The organism is Micromonospora sp. Utrum1 (assembly GCF_057197805.1).
On record NZ_CM170071.1, the window covers coordinates 1746171 to 1765229 of the forward strand.

Annotated in this window: 14 protein-coding genes; 9 read left to right on the forward strand and 5 right to left on the reverse strand. The window is 73.7% G+C overall.

Annotation, left to right across the window (positions count from 1 at the left end; all coding sequences use genetic code 11):
* The first annotated feature begins 14 nt into the window (after nt 1–14).
* A complete protein-coding gene (locus AC0OLQ_RS08620; RefSeq protein WP_484530893.1) occupies nt 15–3509 on the forward strand; it encodes an ATP-binding cassette domain-containing protein in 3495 nt (1164 codons plus the stop codon).
* A 51-nt stretch (nt 3510–3560) separates the two neighbouring features.
* On the opposite strand, the gene AC0OLQ_RS08625 is transcribed toward AC0OLQ_RS08620, so the two are convergent.
* From AC0OLQ_RS08625 to AC0OLQ_RS08640, 4 genes are all read right to left on the reverse strand, one after another.
* Entirely contained in the window at nt 3561–4628 is a 1068-nt protein-coding gene (locus AC0OLQ_RS08625; RefSeq protein ID WP_484530894.1) for an NADH:flavin oxidoreductase/NADH oxidase, read from the reverse strand.
* 62 nt (nt 4629–4690) lie between these two features.
* The gene (locus tag AC0OLQ_RS08630; protein WP_484532301.1) at nt 4691–5980 is read right to left on the reverse strand and encodes a dicarboxylate/amino acid:cation symporter; all 1290 of its coding nucleotides are present in this window, start codon (nt 5978–5980) and stop codon (nt 4691–4693) included.
* 240 nt (nt 5981–6220) lie between these two features.
* Nucleotides 6221–6844: a DUF998 domain-containing protein gene (locus AC0OLQ_RS08635; RefSeq protein WP_484530895.1), complete on the reverse strand. Its 624-nt coding sequence runs from the start codon at nt 6842–6844 to the stop codon at nt 6221–6223.
* On the reverse strand, nt 6837–7802 hold the full coding sequence (locus tag AC0OLQ_RS08640) for a glutathione S-transferase family protein (protein ID WP_484530896.1): 966 nt from the start codon (nt 7800–7802) through the stop codon (nt 6837–6839). Before AC0OLQ_RS08640 ends, AC0OLQ_RS08635 begins: the two co-directional genes overlap by 8 nt.
* Nucleotides 7803–7907: 105 nt before the next feature.
* Between AC0OLQ_RS08640 and pcaF the strand changes: the two genes are divergently transcribed.
* The 5 genes from pcaF to AC0OLQ_RS08665 all read left to right on the forward strand — a co-directional run bounded on the left by pcaF (nt 7908) and on the right by AC0OLQ_RS08665 (nt 14613).
* Entirely contained in the window at nt 7908–9113 is a 1206-nt protein-coding gene (gene pcaF, locus AC0OLQ_RS08645; protein ID WP_357338149.1) for a 3-oxoadipyl-CoA thiolase, read from the forward strand.
* A 142-nt stretch (nt 9114–9255) separates the two neighbouring features.
* Nucleotides 9256–10074 carry an SAM-dependent methyltransferase gene (locus AC0OLQ_RS08650; RefSeq protein WP_484530897.1) on the forward strand — a complete coding sequence of 273 codons (819 nt, stop codon included), beginning with the start codon at nt 9256–9258 and terminating at the stop codon, nt 10072–10074.
* 6 nt (nt 10075–10080) lie between these two features.
* The gene (locus AC0OLQ_RS08655; protein WP_484530898.1) at nt 10081–12243 is read left to right on the forward strand and encodes a putative bifunctional diguanylate cyclase/phosphodiesterase; all 2163 of its coding nucleotides are present in this window, start codon (nt 10081–10083) and stop codon (nt 12241–12243) included.
* Complete coding sequence (locus AC0OLQ_RS08660; protein ID WP_357338157.1) at nt 12240–12740, forward strand: DUF456 domain-containing protein; 501 nt, start codon at nt 12240–12242, stop codon at nt 12738–12740. The genes AC0OLQ_RS08655 and AC0OLQ_RS08660 overlap by 4 nt, the downstream gene beginning before the upstream one ends.
* A 295-nt stretch (nt 12741–13035) precedes the next feature.
* Nucleotides 13036–14613, forward strand: coding sequence for an amino acid permease (locus AC0OLQ_RS08665; protein WP_484530899.1), 1578 nt, complete (start codon nt 13036–13038; stop codon nt 14611–14613).
* A gap of 22 nt (nt 14614–14635) precedes the next feature.
* On the opposite strand, the gene AC0OLQ_RS08670 is transcribed toward AC0OLQ_RS08665, so the two are convergent.
* Complete coding sequence (locus tag AC0OLQ_RS08670; RefSeq protein WP_484530900.1) at nt 14636–15760, reverse strand: PQQ-dependent sugar dehydrogenase; 1125 nt, start codon at nt 15758–15760, stop codon at nt 14636–14638.
* Nucleotides 15761–16007: 247 nt separating this feature from the next.
* Between AC0OLQ_RS08670 and AC0OLQ_RS08675 the strand changes: the two genes are divergently transcribed.
* Genes AC0OLQ_RS08675 through AC0OLQ_RS08685 form a run of 3 tightly spaced genes read left to right on the forward strand, consistent with a single transcriptional unit; the run spans nt 16008 to nt 18915 of the window.
* Entirely contained in the window at nt 16008–17081 is a 1074-nt protein-coding gene (locus AC0OLQ_RS08675) for a DUF418 domain-containing protein (RefSeq protein WP_484530901.1), read from the forward strand.
* The gene (locus tag AC0OLQ_RS08680; RefSeq protein WP_484530902.1) at nt 17078–18262 is read left to right on the forward strand and encodes a sensor histidine kinase; all 1185 of its coding nucleotides are present in this window, start codon (nt 17078–17080) and stop codon (nt 18260–18262) included. Before AC0OLQ_RS08675 ends, AC0OLQ_RS08680 begins: the two co-directional genes overlap by 4 nt.
* A complete protein-coding gene (locus AC0OLQ_RS08685; RefSeq protein WP_484530903.1) occupies nt 18259–18915 on the forward strand; it encodes a response regulator in 657 nt (218 codons plus the stop codon). The genes AC0OLQ_RS08680 and AC0OLQ_RS08685 overlap by 4 nt, the downstream gene beginning before the upstream one ends.
* The last annotated feature ends 144 nt before the right edge of the window (nt 18916–19059 follow it).

Below are 19059 nucleotides of genomic sequence, written 5' to 3' on the forward strand. Positions count from 1 at the left end.
CCGGAGGACTGTCCATGCGCCTGCTCCGCGATCTCCGGGCCACCGCACCGCGCCGGATGACGCTCGTCCTGCTGCTGATCGTGCTCGGGGCCGGGGGCCAGGCGGCCGCCTCGGCGCTGGCCGGGCCGGTGCTGGTGCACCGGTCGCCCGGCTGGTTCACCGCGCTGGCCGTGGCGCTGGTCGCCGCCGTCGTGTCCGACCTGCTCATCGGCCTGCTGATGGCCGGCCTCACCGCCGACTGGTCCGCCGACGTCCGCCGCCGGCTCTGCCGGGTCGCGCTCGGGCAGGACCTGCCCACCCTGGAGACCACCCCGGTCGGCGAGCTGCTCGACCGGATCGACAACGACGTCTACCAGGTCGCCGCCGAGATGCGGAACACCGGCGTACGGCTCGTCCAGGGCGTCGCCGTCTGCCTGCTCGCCACGGTCAGCGCGCTGGTCGTGTGGTGGCCGGCCGGCGTCGGGATGATCCTGCTCACCGCGCTGCTCGGCGTGGCCCTGCGCCGCCCCACGGCCCGGATCGCCCCGGCCCGGATGGTGGAGGAGGAGGCCTGGTCCGACCTGGCCGCCGTGATGGAGGAGGCGGTGCACGGCCAGGACGACGTGCGCACCAGCCTGGCCCGCCCGTACGTGCTGCGCCTCTACGCCCGGCGGGCCGCCGAGGTGATCGCCCGGGGCGGCCGGGTCTTCCGGCTCTCCGCCCGGGTCACCGCGCTGGCCGCCGGCGGCGTCCGGGTCGGCATCGCCGCCGTGGTCCTGGCCGGGGCGTGGGCGCTCGCCACCGGCCGGGTGGACGCCGCCCGGCTCACCGCGATCTGGCTGCTCGCCCTCGCCTTCGGCGCGACCGTCGAGCACATCGCCCGCTGGGTGCCGCACCTGCAACAGGCGCTCGGCGCGTGGGCGCGGGTGCAGTTGCTCGCCGACTCTCGCCAGGAGCCGACCGGCGGCGCCGTCCCGGTCGAGGGAGACCTGACCGTCCGAGGGCTCACGTTCCGCTACCCAGCCACCGGCGAGGAGCGCGGGCCGGCGCTGCGCGACGTCACGCTCGCCTTCGCCCGCGGCCGGTCCTACGCCCTGGTCGGCCGGACCGGATCCGGCAAGTCGACGCTGGCCAAGGTGCTCACCCGGGCCGTGGACGTGCCGTCCCGCACCGTCTTTCTGGGCGACACCGACCTGGTCGACCTGGACATCGAGGCGCTGCGCCGGTGGATCGCCGTGGTGCCCCAGCGCACCGAGATCCTGGCCGGCACCCTCGCCGAGAACGTCGCGCTCTTCGACCCGGATTTGCTCGACGACGCCACCCGGGCGCTGGAGGAGCTGGGGCTCGCCGGCTGGATCGCCGAACTCCCCGACGGGGTGCACACCCGGCTCGGCGAGGGCGGGCACGTGCTCTCCGCCGGGCAGGAGCAGCTCGTCGCGTTCGCCAGGATCCTGGTCCGCGACCCGCACGTGGTGATCCTCGACGAGGCCACCGCCCGGCTCGACCCGGTCACCGAGAACCGGGTACGCCAGGCCACCGAACGACTGCTCACCGACCGGATCGGCATCGTCATCGCGCACCGGCTCTCCTCGGTGCGCCGCTGCGACGAGGTCGTGGTGATGGCCGACGGCGCGGTGCTGGAGGCCGGGCCGCTGCGCGAGTCGGCCCGCTTCGCCGAACTGCTCGCCACCAGCCACGCCAGCGCCTACGCGGGCGCGGGCGCCCGCCGGGGCGGGGTGGAGCTGCTGGACGGCCCCGACGAGTGGCCCGACGAGCCGGCCGAGTCGGCCACCGCGGCCACCGCGCCGCGCCAGGTCGCGGTGCCGCGCACCGACCCGCCGCCGCTGCCCGACCCGCCGCCCGCGCGGACCCTGCGGGAGATCCTCCGGCTCGGCACCAACGACCCGCGGTACGGGCTGCTCTCCGTCTGCCTGTTCGTCGTGATGACCCTGCTCGGGCTGGACGGCTCGGTGCTGCCCTGGCTCTGGGCCGAGGTGGTCGGCGGGGGAGACCCGTGGCTGCCGGCGCTGGGCATCGTCGCCGCGCTGCTGGTCGTGCTGCCGCTGCCGTACCTGACCAACCTCTGGTTCCCGCAGTGGTGGATCCGGCAGATGCTGCGGATCAGCGCGCGGCTGGTGCATGGGCAGACCGGGGCGCGCCGGGTCAGCGGGCACACCCCGGCCGAGGTGGTGGCCCAGGGCGGCGACACCGACCGGGTGGTGCAGCTCGCCGACAACCTCATGGACCAGTTCATCTCGCTGGCCATCGTGATCACCATGACCCTGGTGACCGGCAGCTTCGTACCGGCGCTGTTCTTCGTCGGGACGATGGTGGTCTCCGGGCTGGCGGCGACCCTGTTCGGCCCCCGGCTGGAACGCACCGCCGGCGGCACCGTGAAGGCCCGCGCCGCGTTCGCCACCGCCCTGGTCTCCTCGCTCTCCGCCGCCCGTACGGTGAAGCTGGCCGGCGCCACCCGCCCGGTGCTGGACCATCTGGCGAAGCTGGACACGGTCCGCAGCGACCGGCAGCGGCGGGAGATCGCCATGCAGGTGTGGGCTCGGTCCACCCCGTCGATCGCCAGCGGCCTGCTGCCGATCGGCGCGTGGGCGCTCTACCTGGCCGGCGGCCTCTCCGCCGGGGCCACCCTGGTCGCGGTCTCCACCCTCGGCGCGGCCCGCTGGTTCGCGTGGACCACCGCCTCGCTGGTCTCGCACTACCCGTCGGCCCGGGTGTGGACCAGGCGGACGGTGGCGATGAGCGGGGTGGCCACCTACTCGGCGACGGTGCCCGGGCTGGACCTGGCCGCCGGCACCGCCCCGGCGCCCGAACCGCCGGCGCGGCACCCGCTGCGCCGGCTGGAGCTGACCGGCTTCGGCGCGCTGCACTCCGACGGCACCCTCGCCGTCCGGGACGTCGACCTGACCGTCGAACGCGGACAGTTGGTGCTGGTGGTCGGGCCGGTCGGCGCGGGCAAGTCCTCGCTGCTGCGGGCCCTCGCCGGGATCGTGCACCACACCGGCACGCTGCGCTGGAACGGCGAGCCGGTCACCGAGCCGGAGCTGTTCCTCCGCCCCAACCAGGTCGGGTACGTCGGGCAGCTGCCCCGGGTGCTCTCCGGCACGGTGGCGGACAACATCGCGCTCGGCCACCAGGTGGACGCCGCCGACGCGGTGTCGACCGCCCAGCTGGACCACGACCTGGCGGCGGCCGGGGGCGGGCTCGGGCTGCTCATCGGGCACAAGGGCACCCGGCTCTCCGGCGGGCAGCTCCAGCGGCTGGCGCTGGCCCGGGCGCTCGCGCCGCGTACCGAGCTGCTGGTCGCCGACGACGTCTCGTCCGCGCTGGACGTGACGACGGAGCTGGCGCTCTGGGCGGCGCTGCGCGAGCACGGGGTGACGGTGGTCGGCTCGACCGCGAAGCGGGCCGCGCTGGTCCGCGCGGACCACGTGGTGGTGCTGGTCGACGGCGCGGTGACGGCCCAGGGCCCGTGGCCCGACCTGGAGTCCCGCTGGGGCCACCTGGCGGGCTGACCCCTCCCGCCCGCCCCCAGGCAAGGCGGGGCAGGCGGGCAGGGCAGGGGGTCAGGAGGCTCGGGTGTACTGGTTTGGCCAGGTGGGGTTCTGGGTGAGCTTGGCGGCGGCGCGGTGGGGCCAGTAGGGGTCGCGGAGGAGTTCGCGGCCGAGGAGGACCAAATCGGCCTCGCCGGCGGCGACGATCTGCTCGGCCTGCTCGGGTTCGACGATCAGGCCGACGGCGCCGGTCAGCACGCCCGCGTCGCGGCGGATCCGGGCGGCCAGGGGCACCTGGTAGCCGGGGCCGACGGGGATGCTCGCGGCGGCGGAGGCGCCGCCGGAGGAGGCGTCGACCAGGTCCACGCCGGCCGCGGCCAGCTCACCGGCGAGCACCACGCTGTCCTCGACGGTCCAGCCGCCGTCCGTCCAGTCGGTGGCGGAGATCCGGGTCAGCACCGGCACGGCCTCGCCGACCGCGGCGCGCACCGCCCGGGCCACCTCCAGGGTCAGCCGCATCCGGCCGGCACGGTCGCCGCCGTAGCCGTCGGTCCGGTGGTTGGTGAGCGGGGAGAGGAACTCGTGCAGCAGGTAGCCGTGCGCGGCGTGGATCTCCACGGCGGCGAAGCCGGCGTCGAGCGCCCGGCGGGCGGCGGCGGCGAACGCCTCGACCACTGCGGCGATGCCGGCCTCGTCCAGCGCCGTCGGGGTGCGGTAGTCGGGCACGAACGGCTCGGCGCCGGGGCCGACCGGGGTCCAGCCGCCCTCGGCGTCCGGTACGCCGCCCCGGTGCTCGGCCCACGGCCGATACGTGGAGGCCTTGAATCCGGCGTGCGCGAGCTGCACGGCCGGCACCGCCCCCTGGGCCGCGATGAACGCGGTGATGGGCCGCCACGCGTCGACGTGCGCCTCGGACCAGAGCCCGGTGTCCTGCGGGCTGATCCGCCCCTCGGGGACCACGGCGGTCGCCTCGGTGATGATCAGTCCGGCGCCGCCGACGGCGCGGGAGCCGAGGTGGACGCGATGCCAGTCGGTGGGCAGGCCGTCCGGCCCGGCGCTGTACTGGCACATCGGGGCGAGCGCCACCCGGTTGGGCAGGGTGACGCCGCGCAGGGTCAGCGGGGTGAAGAGGGCACTCATGTGGTCATCCTTCAACAGGCGTCGGGGGGAGGGCCGAAGCCCTCCCCCCGGGAACGAAGTGCTCAGGCGGCTACCGGAGCGAGCCGCTCGCTCTCCGGAGCGTCGACAGCGTCGACCAGGTCACGCCTACCGGCCGAGTCGTACGCGGCGCGGTCGAGGGTGCCCTCGCGGGCGGCCACGACGGTCGGCACGAGGGCCTGACCGGCCACGTTGGTGGCGGTGCGGATCATGTCCAGGATCGGGTCGATGGCCAGCAGCAGACCGGCGCCGGCCAGCGGCAGGCCCAGCGTGCTCAAGGTCAGCGTGAGCATCACGATCGCGCCGGTCAGGCCGGCCGTGGCGGCCGAGCCGACCACCGAGACGAAGGCGATCAGCAGGTAGTCGGTGACGCCCAGGTGCACCCCGAAGACCTGCGCCACGAAGATCGCGGCGAGGGCCGGGTAGATGGCGGCGCAGCCGTCCATCTTCGTGGTGGCGCCGAACGGCACGGCGAAGGAGGCGTACTCGCGGGGGACGCCGAGGCGCTCGACCGAACGCTGGGTCACCGGCATGGTGCCCACCGAGGAGCGGGACACGAAGGCCAGCTCGATGGCGGGCCAGGCGCCGGCGAAGAAGCGCAGCGGGTTGAGCCGGCCGGCGGCCACCAGCACCAGCGGGTAGACCACGAACAGCACGATGGCGCAGCCGACGTAGACGGCGGTGGTGAACTTCGCGAGCGGGGCCAGCAGGTCCCAGCCGTACGAGGCGACGGCGTTGCCGATCAGGCCGAGCGTGCCGATCGGGGCGAGCCGGATGACCCACCAGAGCGCCTTCTGCACGATGGCCAGCACCGAGCGGTTGAGGCTCACGAACGGCTCGGCGGCCTCGCCGATGAGCAGCGCGGCGGCGCCGACCACCAGGGCGAGGAAGACGATCTGGAGGACGTTGCCCTCGACGAACGCGCCGACCGGGTTGGTCGGCACGATGCCGGTGAGGAAGTCGGTCCAGGAGCCGGTCTTCTTCGGCGCGGTGGCGCCGGCCACGTCGAGGGTGACGCCCTTGCCGGGGTCGGTGAGCAGGCCGAGGCCGATGCCGATGCTCACCGCGATCAGCGCGGTGATGCCGAACCAGAGCAGCGTCTTGAGCGCCAGCCGGGCGGCGTTGGCCACGCCGCGGAGGCTGACCACGCTGACCACGATGGCGGTGAAGACCAGCGGCGGCACGGCCAGCTTGAGCAGCTGGACGAAGAGGCCGCCGACGGTGTCGAGGGTGCTGGTCAGCCAGGCGAGGTCGTTGGCGCGGGCCAGGAAGCCGAGCGCCACGCCGAGGACGAGGCCGAGCAGGATCTGCACGGAAAAGGGGAACTTGCGCAGGGCGGAAGCCATGGGAATCTGTCCAAGGTCTGGTGGTGGGTGAACGGGGCAGCGTCAGGAGAGCGGCTGCGCCGGACAGATGCCGCTGGCCTGCCGTCGGAGGTCGACGTACAGGCGCACGGTGAGGTGCCAGACGTTGGTCATCGCCTGCCGACGCTACTCCCGGCCGGCTCCTGGCTGGAAGGAGTGCTGGGCGTGACGATCCTTACAGGCACCGTTCACGCCCGGATGATCCGTTCGTCACGATCGGCGGTGCGCCAGGCCCAGGACCGCGGCGGTGGCCAGACCCCACCCGGCTGCCACCGTGAGGAGCAGCCGCTCCAGCACCCCGACCACGCCGCCGCGCCCGACCAGCAGCATGGCCAGCCCGATCGCCCCGGAGAGCGGCAGCGCCAGGGCCGCGCCGACCGCGGCGACCCGGCGCAGCGCCCGGCCCGCCGCCGGGGAGAGGAGCACCGCCACCATGGCGAAGACCACCGCGGCGGTGGCCGCGATGCTGGCCCCGCCGTGCACGAGGTCGGCCACCGTGGCGGCCTCGAACGGCGGCAGCGGGCAGCCGGTGGAGCAGGTCACCGCCGCGGAGAGCCCCGTGCCGGCGGCGCCGGCCACGAGCAGCGCGGCCGCCGTCCGCAGCGCCGGGGGCAGCGCCGCGGCGAGCAGCAGCAGCGCCGCCGCCAGGGCGAGGACCCCGATCCGGTACGCCCCGGCGTAGCCGCTGTCGGTGACGCCGGCCTCGCTGACGTACCCGGTCAGGCCCGGACCGGGACCGGCGGCCACGGCGACCGTCACGGCCACCACCCCGGCCACGGTGCAGCCGGCCGCGGCGGACGCGGCGGCGGCCCGCAGGACATTCCGGTCAGCCACGCCCGTGCGGCGTGGTCCAGCCGGACAGGTCCGGACCGAGCGGCACGATCCGGGTCGGGTTGATCATCTCGTGGGTGGCGTAGTAGTGCCGCTTGATGTGGTCGAAGTCCACCGTCTCGCCGAAGCCCGGGGTCTGGAACAGGTCCCGCGCGTACGCCCAGAGCACCGGCATCTCGGTGAGCTTCTGCCGGTTGCACTTGAAGTGCCCGTGGTACGCCACGTCGAAGCGGACCAGCGTGGTGAAGAGCCGCACGTCGGCCTCGGTGATCTGCTCGCCCATCAGGTAACGCCGCCCGGACAGCCGCTCCGACAGCGCGTCCAGCCGGGCGAACAGCGCCGTGTACGCCTCGTCGTACGCCTCCTGGGAGGTGGCGAAGCCGCACCGGTAGACGCCGTTGTTGACGTCCCGGTGGATCTCCGCCATCAGCGCGTCCATCTCCGGGCGCAGCTCGACCGGGTAGAGATCCGGTGCGCCCGGCTTGTGGAACCGCCGCCACTCGGTGGAGAAGTCGAGGGTGAGCTGCGGATAGTCGTTGGTGACCACCCGGCCGGTCAGCGTGTCGACCAGCGCCGGCACGGTGACCCGGCCGGTGTAGTCGGGGTCGGTGGCCAGGTACGCGTCGCTGAGGTACCCGATGCCCAGCACCGGGTCGAAGCCGTCCTGGTCGAGGCTGAACCGCCAGCCCCGCTCGTCCCGGATCGGGTCGACCGTGCCCAGCGAGATCACCTCGTCCAGCCCGAGCAGGCCGCGCACGATCCGGGCCCGGTGCGCCCACGGGCACGCCCGGCACCAGATCAGCCGGTAGCGGCCCGCCTCCAGCGGCCAGCGGCCCTGGTCGTCGGGGCCGCCACCCTCGGGTGAGGTGGAGTGCGGGGTGACCCGACCGGTGAAGCGGTTGGGCTGGCGGACGAACGCGCCCCCGCCGGCGGTCTCTGCGCTGAACTGGGCCCGGGCCATGCGGCCAACCTATCCGTTCCGGGCGCGGATATCCTGGCGCCGGGCGTCCCCGTGACCCGGCGGGCGACCCGCCACCCCCGCCCACCCCCGAAGGACTGAGCGCCGATGACCGTCGCATACCTCGTGGCCGGTGTCCGCACCCCGATCGGCCGGTACGCCGGCGCCCTCGCCGGGGTGCGCCCCGACGACCTGGCCGCGCACGTGATCCGCGAGCTGGTCGCCCGCCACCCCTCGGTGGACTGGGCCCGCACCGACGACGTGATCCTGGGCTGCGCCAACCAGGCCGGCGAGGACAACCGCAACGTGGCCCGGATGGCCGCGCTGCTCGGCGGGCTGCCGGAGGAGGTCCCGGGCAGCACGGTCAACCGGCTCTGCGGCTCCGGCCTGGACGCCCTGGCTACCGCGGCCCGCGCCGTCGTGGCCGGCGAGGCCGACCTCCTGGTCGCCGGCGGGGTGGAGAGCATGAGCCGGGCACCCTTCGTGATGCCGAAGGCCACCACCGCGTTCGCCCGCACCGCCGAGGTGTACGACACCACCATCGGCTGGCGGCTGGTGAACCCGCTGATGAAGAAGCAGTGGGGCATCGACTCGATGCCGGAGACGGCGGAGAACGTCGCCGCCGACTTCGGCGTCGACCGCGCCGCGCAGGACGAGTTCGCGTTCCGCTCCCAGCAGCGCGCCGCCAAGGCGCAGGCCGACGGCCGGCTGGCCGAGGAGATCGTGCCGGTGACCGTGCCGGCCGGCAAGCGGGAGACGAAGCTGGTCGAGGCCGACGAGCACCCCCGGGAGACCTCGCTGGAGAAGCTCGCCGCGCTGCCCACGCCGTTCCGCGAGGGCGGCACGGTGACCGCCGGCAACTCCTCCGGCGTCAACGACGGCGCGGTCGCCCTGCTGGTCGCCTCCGCGGCGGCCGTCGACCGGTACGGCCTCACCCCGCTCGCCCGGGTGACCGGGGCGGCGGCGGCCGGCGTGCCGCCGCGGATCATGGGCATCGGGCCGGTCCCGGCCACCCGCAAGCTGCTCGACCGGCAGGGCCTGGGCCTGGCCGACCTCGACGTGATCGAGCTGAACGAGGCGTTCGCCGCCCAGTCGGTGGCGGTGCTGCGCGAGCTGGGGCTGCCCGAGGACGCCGAGCACGTCAACCCGAACGGCGGGGCGATCGCGCTGGGACACCCGCTCGGCGCCAGCGGAGCCCGGCTGGCCCTCACCGCCGCGCTGGAGCTGCGCCGGCGGGGCGGGCGGCGGGCCCTGGCGACCATGTGCATCGGTGTCGGGCAGGGCATCTCGCTGCTGCTGGAGGCGGCCGGCTGACGGTCGGCGGGCCGGCACCGTCGAAAGTGGATGTCCCGTTCGCGGGTGTGCGCGCCTAGAGTGGTGTGGACCACACGAATTCCTGCGGGTCGCCCGCGTCGGGCTCCCCGCGGACAGCGGCGACGACCTGGGGGACCGAGCGATGCAGACGCCGGACGGACTTCCCGCCGAGATCGACCTGAACCGGCCGAGCGCGGCCCGGGTCTACGACTACTTCCTCGGCGGCGCGCACAACTTCGAGATCGACCGGCAGCTCGCCGAGCAGATCGCCGCCATGACGCCGAACCTGGCGGCCACCATGCGCTCCGGGCGGGAGTTCCTGCGCCGGGCCGTGCGGGTGCTGCTCGACGCGGGCATCGACCAGTTCCTCGACATCGGCTCGGGGATCCCCACGGTCGGCAACGTGCACGAGGTGGCCCAGGCGGCCAACCCCGAGGCCCGGATCGTCTACGTCGACATCGACCCGGTCGCCGTGGCGCACAGCCGGGAACTGCTCGCCGGCAACGACCGGGCCACCGCGATCCTCGCCGACCTGCGGGAGCCGAAGCTGATCCTGGACCAGGCCCGGGCCAGCGGCCTGATCGACTTCGACCGCCCGGTCGGCATCCTGCTCGCCGGGGTGGTGCACTTCATCCCCGACCAGGACCGGCCGGGCGACATCCTGGCCACCCTGCGGGCCGCCGCGGCGCCCGGCAGCTTCCTGGTCATCTCGCACTCCACCTTCGAGGACCAGCCGCAGGAGATGCTCGACGCGCAGCGGCTGTCGGCGCGTACCGCCACCGAGATCACGCTGCGCTCGCGGGCCGAGATCACCGGTTACTTCGGCGACTGGACGGTGCTCGAACCGGGCGTGGTCCACATGCCGCTCTGGCGACCCGACTCGCCGTCCGACGTGGACGAGCACCCCGAGCGGTTCGGCGCGTTCGGTGGCGTCGCCCGGTACGACCGCACCGCCGGCTGACCCGACATGCGCGCCCCGGACCCCGACGGGGGCGACCTCAGCCGGCCGGGCGCCGCGGCGTACGCAGCCGAGTGGGCCCGGGCGGTGCGGCGCATCGGTTTCGTGCCGCTGAGCGCGGCCGAGACCGAGCGGCTGCTGCTGGCGCACACCGTCCGGCTCGGCCGGGCCCTGCTCGCCCCGGCGTTCTCCGCCCAGCCGGCGGAGGACGCCGGGCGGGCCCTGGTCGAGGCGCACCTCACCGAGCCCGGGGTGCTCGACTGGTCGGTGCGGGCACTCGGCGACCGCTTCCTGTCCTGGGTGCTGCCCGGCCGGGTGGAGCTGCCCGAGGTGCGGGAACGGATCGCCGCCATGCAGGGCGCGTTCGCCGCCGGCTTCGGCCGGGCGCTGCGCGACCGGGTGTTCAGCCAGCAGGAGCGGATCGCCCGCTCGGCCTGGCAGGCCCGGGACGCGGTGGAGCAGGCGCTGCGGGACAGCGAGGCGCGGTTCCGGGCCGTCTTCACCGGGGCGGCGATCGGCATCGGCATCGCCGGGGTGGACGGGCGGATCATCGAGGTCAACCAGTCGTTCGCCGACATGCTCGGCTACACCGCGGCCGAGCTGCGGGAGCTCACGGTGGACGGGCTGTTCCACCCCGACGACGCCGCCGGCATGTGGGAGCTGTACCAGGAGCTGATCGAGGGCAAGCGGGACAGCGCCCGGATGGAGAAGCGCTACTACCGCAAGGACGGCACCGTGGTCTGGACCGACCTCGCCGTCTCGCTGATCCGCCACGACGACGGCCGCCCCCGGTTCACCGTGGCGATGATCGAGGACATCACCGAGCGCTACCAGCTCCAGCAGCGGCTGCGCTTCCAGGCGCTGCACGACCCGCTCACCGGCCTGCCCAACCGGACGCTGTTCTTCGAGACGCTCGGCCAGGTCTTCGACACGGCCGCGCCGGAGCAGCGGGTCGGGCTCTGCTTCATCGACCTGGACGGCTTCAAGGCGATCAACGACAGCCTCGGCCACGATCTCGGCGATCGGCTGCTCAAGGTGATCTCCCGGCGGCTGGCCGACTGCGTGTCCGGCCGCGGCCACCTGGTGGCCCGGATGGGCGGCGACGAGTTCGTCATCCTGGTCGACTCCGACGGCGGCCTCGACGACGCGGTGGAGGTGGCCGAGCTGGCCCTGGCCGCGGTCTCCGCCCCGGTGCACGTCGGCGACCAGCAGCTCGCCGTTTCGGCGAGCATCGGCATCGTGGAGTGCCCGGCCGCCGAGACCAGCGTCTCGGAGCTGATGAAGGCCGCCGACACCACGCTCTACTGGGCCAAGGCCGAGGGGCGGGGCCGCTGGGCGGTCTACGACCCGGAGCGCAGCGCCGCCGACATCGCCCGCTCGGCGCTGGCCGCGAACCTGCCCGCCGCGCTGGACCGGGGCGAGTTCGTGCTGCACTACCAGCCGATCGTCTCGCTGCTGGACGGCTCGATGGTGGCGGTGGAGGCCCTGGTCCGCTGGCAGCACCCGGAGCTGGGCCTGATCGGCCCGGACCGGTTCATCGGGCTGGCCGAGGAGACCGGCCTGATCGTCCGGCTCGGCGCCTGGGTGCTCCGGCAGGCGTGCCGGGACGCCGAGAGCTGGCGACGGGCGTACCCGGAGGTGCGGCTGGTGGTCAGCGTCAACCTGGCCGCCCGGCAGGCCGACGACCCGGCCATCGTGGAGACCGTCGCCGAGGCGCTGCAGCACACCGGGCTCCCCGCCGAGCTGCTGCAACTGGAGCTGACCGAGAGCGCCGTGATGGGCAGCGCCGGAGAGCCGCTGCGCGCCCTGCACCAGCTCGCCGACCTCGGGATCCGGCTGGCCATCGACGACTTCGGCACCGGCTACTCGAACCTGGCGTACCTGCGGCGGCTGCCGATCCACTGCCTGAAGCTGGCCGGCCCGTTCGTCGAGGGGATCCGGGCCGACGGCACGGACGCCGCCGCCGACCACCGCGACGAGCGGATCGTCGACGCGCTGGTCCGGCTGGCGCACGCGCTGGAGCTGTGGGTGACCGCCGAGGCGGTGGAGACCGAGGTGCAGGCCGAGCGGCTGCGGTCGCTGCGCTGCGACACCGGGCAGGGCCGCTGGTTCGGCTCCCCGATGCCGGCCCGGCAGATCTTCGAGCGGCTGGGCGGTGGGGAGGCGGCGTGAGTCTCACGGATTCGCAGGCGGTGGTGTCGGTGGTGGCGGCGCTGGCCATCCTGGCCGGGCTGGCCGGGGTGGTGGTGCCCGGGCTGCCGGCGCTGCCGCTCTGCTGGGGCGGGGTGCTGGTGTGGGCCCTCTTCGGCGACGCCGGGCCGGGCCGCTGGGCGGTGCTGGCCGCGGCCACCGTGGTCGCCGTCGGCGGCGGCGTGGTCAAGTACCTCTGGCCGGGCCGGAACCTGAAACGGACGGGCGTGCCCACCTCGTCGTTGCTGGCCGGTGGGCTGCTCGGCCTGGTGGGCTTCTTCGTCATCCCGGTGATCGGCCTGCCGATCGGCTTCATCGGCGGGATCTGGGGCGCGGAACGGCTGCGGCTGGGCAGCAACCAGCTCGCCTGGCCGGCCACCGTGCAGGCGCTCAAGGCGGCCGGGCTGTCCATGCTGGTCGAGTTCCTGGCCGGCCTGGTCATCGCGGTGCTCTGGGTGGCCGGACTGCTGTTCGCCTGAGGCGTGAGAGCGGCGGCGCGGGAGCGTCCGGGGGTGCGGCGAACCGCCGTACTTCAGTGAGAGAGAGGTGGACGCCCCGCGCCGCCGCGGTCCGGGCGTTGCCGAGCGCCCGGCGGTTGGCCCGTCGCGATCGGGCCTGGTCACGGGCTCAAGGATGCCCCGGAACCGGTTGGCGCGGCAACGCAATTAGCCGTGCCGGCCGTGAGATTCCCACGCCTGTCGTATTGACCGTCTTGATCGACGGGATCACACTTTGCCCACTCGCAACCGGGGAACCACCTCGAGGAGGTGTGCAGTGGCCACGACGCCCGCGCCGACCGCCGAGCAGCCGATGGACGACGACGCCCGACGACTCGCAGAACTCGGCTACAAACAGGAGCTGCACCGCAAGTGGAGCGGCTTCTCCAACTTCGCCATCTCGTTCTCGATCATCTCGATCCTGGCCGGTTGCTTCACCACCTTCGGTCAGGCGTGGAACAACGGCGGTCCGGTCGCCATCTCCTGGGGCTGGCCGCTGATCTCGCTGTTCATCCTGATCATCGGCTTCTGCATGGCCGAGCTGGTGTCCGCCTACCCGACCGCCGGCGGGATCTACTGGTGGGCCGCGACCATGGGGCGGCCGGTGCACGGCTGGTTCACCGGCTGGCTCAACCTGATCGGTCTGGTGGCGGTGACCGCCTCGGTCGACTACGGCTGCGCCACCTTTCTCAACCTCACCCTCTCCGCGCTCTTCGACGGCTGGGCCGGCACCGCGCACCAGACCTTCGGGCTTTTCGTGGTGATCCTCGCCCTGCACGGGCTGATCAACATCTACGGGCACCGCGTCATCGACGTACTCCAGAACGTCTCGGTCTGGTGGCACGTGGCCGGCGCGGCCGCGGTGGTGCTGATCCTGGTCCTGGTCCCGGACGACCACCAGAGCTTCAAGTTCGTCTTCACCGAGCGGTTCAACAACTCCGGCTTCGGCGACGGTGACACCGGCGGGCTCACCTTCTGGTTCTACGTGCTGCCGCTGGGCTTCCTGCTCACCCAGTACACGATCACCGGCTTCGACGCCTGCGCGCACGTCTCCGAGGAGACCCGGGGCGCCTCGAAGGCCGCCGCCCAGGGCCTCTGGCGATCGATCTTCTATTCGGCGGTGGGCGGCTGGATCCTGCTGCTCGCCTTCCTCTTCGCGGCCACCGACGTGGACGCGATCAATTCCGCGGGTGGCTTCTCCGGGGCGATCTTCGAGTCCGCGCTGACCCCGTTCTTCTTCAAGGCCGTCATCATCATCTCCACCATCGGCCAGTTCTTCTGCGGGATGAGCTGCGTGACCTCGATGTCCCGGATGGCGTACGCGTTCAGCCGGGACCGGGCGGTTCCTGGCTGGCGGCTCTGGTCGCGGGTGGACCGCAACGGCACCCCGGTCAACGCGATCATCGCGGCCACCCTGGCCGGGCTGGTGCTCACGCTGCCCGCGCTCTACCAGAAGGCCGGCGTGCCGGTCGCCTTCTACGCGGTGGTCTCGGTCGCGGTGATCGGGCTGTACCTGTCCTTCCTCATCCCGATCTTCCTGCGGCTGCGGATGGGGGACCGGTTCGTCGCCGGCCCGTGGACGCTGGGCCGGAGGTACAAGCTGCTCGGCTGGATCGCGGTGATCGAGATCGCGATCATCTCCGTCTACTTCGTGCTGCCGATCGTGCCGGCCGGCGTGCCCGGCAACGCCGAGTTCAGCTGGACGGCGGTGAACTACGCCCCGCTCGCCATCGGCGGCGTGCTGCTCGGCGTGGCCATCTGGTGGTACGCCTCGGCCCGGAAGTGGTTCACCGGCCCCCGCCGTACCGTCGACGTGCCGGTGCAGCGCCCCGCGCCGGCCGACGAACCGGCCTGATCCCTCCCCCGCCGGCGCCGGATCACCCGGCGCCGGCGAGGAGCGCCGGGGGCCGCGGCTGCCGCGCCCCGTCCGGGAAGCGGAGGACCCGGTCGTCGTCCGCAGCCGGGCTGCCGCGGCCGTCCCGGTTGCTGGTGGTCACCCACAGGGCGCCGTCCGGGGCCCGTTCGACGGTACGCAGGCGGCCGTAGGCCCCCTGCAACACCGCGGTGGGAGTGCCGACCCGACCGGTGGGATCGACGGGTACGGCCCAGAGCCGCGCTCCCCGCAGCGCCGCGACGAACAGCGTGCCGGCGGCGAAGGCAGCCCCGCTCGGGGACGCCTCCGCGGGTGACCAGACGACGACCGGGTCGCGGAACCGGGGATCGCCGCTGCGGCCCTCCACGACCGGCCAGCCGTAGTTGCCGCCCGGCACGATCCGGTTCACCTCGTCCCAGGTGTTCTGGCCGAACTCGGTGGCGAACAGCCGCCCCCGCCGGTCCCAGGCGAGACCCTGCACGTTGCGATGACCGTAGCTGTAGACCAGCGAGCCCGGGAACGGGTTGTCCGCCGGCACCCGGCCGTCCGGCCGCATCCGCAGGATCTTGCCGTTCCGGCTGGCCAGGTTCTGCGCGTTGGCGGGGACGACGGCGTCACCGATGCCGGCGTAGAGCATGCCGTCCGGGCCGAACGCGATCCGGCCGCCGTCGTGGGCGGCCGCCCGGGTGACACCGCTGAGGATCACCTGGAGGGACTGTGGCGCGTACAGCCGGAACCGCGCGATGCGGATGTCCGAGGCGGTCGTGTAGCAGACGTAGATCAGCCGGTCGCGCCGGAACGTGGGAGAGACCGCCAGCCCGAGCAGGCCCGCCTCCCCACCGGCGACCACGCCGGGGATCCGGGCGACCTCACGGGGCGCGGCGCCGGGCCGGACCCGTACGACGGTGCCCAGGTTGCGCTGGGCCACCAGCGCGCTGCCGTCGGGCAGGAAGTCGAGCCCCCAGGGCACCTCCAGCCCGGTGGCGACGACCTCCGGGTTCGCGAAGTCGAAGCGGGCTGTGGCGGGTGGTTGTCCCCGCCCGGCCGGCGGCTGCCGGTCCGCCCGGGCGTCGGTGACGCCCATCCCGACCGCGAGTAGGGCGGCGACCGCGGCGACGATCCGACGCATCTGGACTCCTCGGGGCTCGTCCCGGACCGCGCCCGGGAAAGTGACGGTGATCCGGTTTCCCGGTCGACCCTCGGGTGCGGCCTCCTGCTGGGCAAAACGCCCCTGACCTGGGAAGAGTTGCGGGTCACCCAGGCCCAGCTCGCCCCGGTCCCGATCCCGGTGGGAATGGCCGAAAGTACGACGCCTCGGGCGCCGGTGTGGACTTGTGGCCGAGGGGCCGGGACCGTCGCTCGGCCAGGCTCGGGGCATGTCATGGAACGGTGTGGGAGACGTCGGCACGATCGACGGCAATCGGCCGCGATCCACCGTGCCCCGGGCGCGGCAGCGCATCGTGGCGCTCGATGTGCTTCGGGGCTTCGCCCTGTGCGGGATCCTGCTGGCGAACGTGAAGCCGATCGCCCACCGCGGCGGCGAACTCGGTACCGCGCACCTGGCGGAGACGACCGCGGCGACGGTGCTGCATCTGCTGGTCGACCAGCGATTCTTTCCGATCTTCTCGTTGCTGTTCGGCGTCGGCTTCGCGCTGTTGCTGGAGTCCGCGCAGGCGCGGGCCCGGCAACCGCGAGTGGTGCTGCTCCGCCGGATGCTGGCGCTGCTGGCCGTGGGGCTTCTCCACTTCCTGCTGTTGTGGAAGGGCGACATCCTCACCGTGTACGCGGTGCTCGGCCTGCTGGTCCTGCTGCCCTCCACGTGGCTGCCGCGTCGCGTGGTGGCGTTCGCCGCCGGGGTGCTCATCGTGCTGTCGGTGGCCCTGCTCGGCGGCGGGTACACGGTGGTCCCCGGTCTGTTCCTGCTCGGTTCGGCACTGACCAGGTACGGGGTGGTCAGAAGCATCGGCTCGGGTTTCCGTACCACGGCGGTGTCGGGGTTGGTCCTCGCTCTTGCCGCCGTGCCCGCGACGGTGATCCAGTTGCGCGCGGGCACGGGCAGCGGGGCGGCGAGGATCGCCTATCCGGCGGCCGGGCTGCTGACCGCCGGCGCCTACGTGTGCGGGCTGTTGCTGCTGCTCAGGACTCGGCTGGCCGGGCCGTTGACCGCCGTGCTCCGGCCGCTCGGACGGATGGCGCTGACGAACTACCTGACCGCGACGGTCCTCGTGCTGGCGATCTCCGGTGTGGTCGGCGACGCGGACCGCTGGTCGGTCGGCGCGGTGGTCGCGGTCGCCGCTGCGGTCCTCGTCGTCCAGTGGGGCTGGTCGGTAGTCTGGCTGCGCCGGTGCCACCAGGGGCCGGTCGAGTGGCTGTGGCGTTGGGTGACGTGGTGGCAGCGGCCGCCGCTGCGGCGTTCCGGACGACGAGGCGCCGCGGCGGACCGGGCATGAGAGGCATCATGATTCTCGCTGGCAGGCGCATCGCCCTGCGCCGGCCCGGCCTGCCGGGTGTGCTGGTCGAGGCCGCGTTCGGCGTGCTGCTCGCCGCCGGTGTCGCCCTCGAGACGGCGGCGGTGCTGAGTCGCCGCCCGGCCTGGCCGGTGGGTGCCGTGTTCGTGCTGATCACGGCAGCGGTGTGCGGGGTGTCGCTGCTGCGACGACGGTTCCCCGGTCGGGCGGCGGCGGTGGCGATCGTCCTGTGCGGGGTCGCCGAGCTGGTCGACTGGCGGAACGGCCGGCAGGGCCAACCCGCCCCGATCGCCTGCCTCGCGCTCCTGGTGGTGGTCGCCTCCGCGGTGCGTCACCTGCCCGGTCCGGCGGGCGCCGTCGCGGTCGCCGCCGGATCCGGGGTGGTCGCCGCCGGCACCATCGAGCGGTACGCGACCTACCTGACCCAGGACATCCCGAATGCGACAACGGGCACGAAAATCATGGTGTCCGGCTGGGCGGTCGCGGTCGCGGTGGGCCTGTGGCGGCGACTCGGCGACGCGCGGCGGCGGGCCCTGGTCGACGGGATACGGCGTACCGAACGGCTGGCCCTCGCCCGTGACCTGCACGACGTCGCGGCCCATCACCTGACCGGCCTGATCATCCAGGCTCAGGTCGCGCAGCTCGCCACCGATGCCGACCCGCCCACGACCCGGGCCACCCTCACCGGGATCGAGACGGCCGGCGCGCAGGCGCTCGCCTCCCTGCGGCAGGTTGTGCGGCTGCTGCGGGACGACGAGCCGGAGATCGCGCCCGTGCCGGATTCGCTGGCCGAGCTCATCGAGCGATTCGACGGCACCGGCATCCGCGCGAACCTCCACCTGCCGAACGGCCCCGTGCCGGCCGAGTGGCCGTCGGAGACCACGGTCGGCATCTACCGGATCGTGCAGGAGGCGCTGACCAATGTGGCCCAGCACGCGCGCGACGCCCGTACCGTCACCGTGACGCTCGCCCACGACGGGCGGACCATCCGGCTCCGCGTCGCCGACGACGGACAGCCCGGCCGCGCCACCCGCCCCGCCGGCCACGGCCTGGTCGGCATGCGCGAGCGAGCCGCCGCCCTCGGTGGTGAGCTGAGCGCCGGTCCGGGCACACCGGCCGGCTGGACGGTCGAGGCCACCATCCCCGCACCGGGAGCGTCATGACCATCCGCGTGCTCGTCGCCGAGGACCAGGCGATCGTCCGCCGAGGTCTCCGGCTGCTGCTGGAGAGCCAGCCCGACATCACGGTGGTCGGCGAGGCCGGCGACGGCCCGGAGGCCATCAGCCTTGCCCGGGACCTCCGCCCGGACGTCTGCCTGGTGGACCTCCAGATGCCACGACTGGACGGCGTCGACGTGACCCGCGCGCTCGCCGGCGGCGCCGTACGCGACCCGATGCGGGTCGTGATCATCACGACCTTCGACCTGGACGAGTACGTGTACAGCGCGCTTCGGGCGGGAGCCGTCGGGTTCATCCTCAAGGATTCCGGGCCGGCCCTGCTGGCCGAGGCGGTGCGGGCGGCGCACGCCGGTGACGCGATGATCTCGCCGTCGATCACGATGCGGCTGCTGAAGCAGTTCGGGCCGATCGCGGTCCCATCGCCGCGCCGCCCTGCCACACCGCTGACCGACCGGGAGATCGAGCTGATCAGGTGCCTGGCCCGGGGACGCACCAACCAGGAGATCGCGCAGGAGCTGTTCATCTCGCTGAGCACGGTGAAGGCCCACGTGGCCAACATCCAGGACAAGCTGCAGCTGCGGAACCGTACCGAGATCGCCGCCTGGGCCTGGGAGAACCGACTGGTGACGGAGACCTGACCGACGCGGGCGGCTGGACCCGGTCGGGGCGGTCGGAGCCGGGAGAGCGGAAAGCGCCTCGCCTACCGGGTGTTGACGCACGGCCGGGGGTGGTCGGTCGATCGCGTTTGCCACGGTGTCCGCAGGGGGCATTGACGGTGATCC

Bases quoted from the DNA above. Each gene is read 5' to 3' on its own strand.
- AC0OLQ_RS08685 (WP_484530903.1), top strand. From the start codon at position 18,259: ATGACCATCCGCGTGCTCGTCGCCGAGGACCAGGCGATCGTCCGCCGA.
- AC0OLQ_RS08640 (WP_484530896.1), bottom strand. From the start codon at position 7,802: ATGGCCCGGGCCCAGTTCAGCGCAGAGACCGCCGGCGGGGGCGCGTTC.
- AC0OLQ_RS08655 (WP_484530898.1), top strand. From the start codon at position 10,081: ATGCGCGCCCCGGACCCCGACGGGGGCGACCTCAGCCGGCCGGGCGCC.
- AC0OLQ_RS08675 (WP_484530901.1), top strand. From the start codon at position 16,008: ATGTCATGGAACGGTGTGGGAGACGTCGGCACGATCGACGGCAATCGG.
- AC0OLQ_RS08620 (WP_484530893.1), top strand. From the start codon at position 15: ATGCGCCTGCTCCGCGATCTCCGGGCCACCGCACCGCGCCGGATGACG.
- AC0OLQ_RS08625 (WP_484530894.1), bottom strand. From the start codon at position 4,628: ATGAGTGCCCTCTTCACCCCGCTGACCCTGCGCGGCGTCACCCTGCCC.
- AC0OLQ_RS08650 (WP_484530897.1), top strand. From the start codon at position 9,256: ATGCAGACGCCGGACGGACTTCCCGCCGAGATCGACCTGAACCGGCCG.
- AC0OLQ_RS08680 (WP_484530902.1), top strand. From the start codon at position 17,078: ATGAGAGGCATCATGATTCTCGCTGGCAGGCGCATCGCCCTGCGCCGG.
- pcaF (WP_357338149.1), top strand. From the start codon at position 7,908: ATGACCGTCGCATACCTCGTGGCCGGTGTCCGCACCCCGATCGGCCGG.
- AC0OLQ_RS08670 (WP_484530900.1), bottom strand. From the start codon at position 15,760: ATGCGTCGGATCGTCGCCGCGGTCGCCGCCCTACTCGCGGTCGGGATG.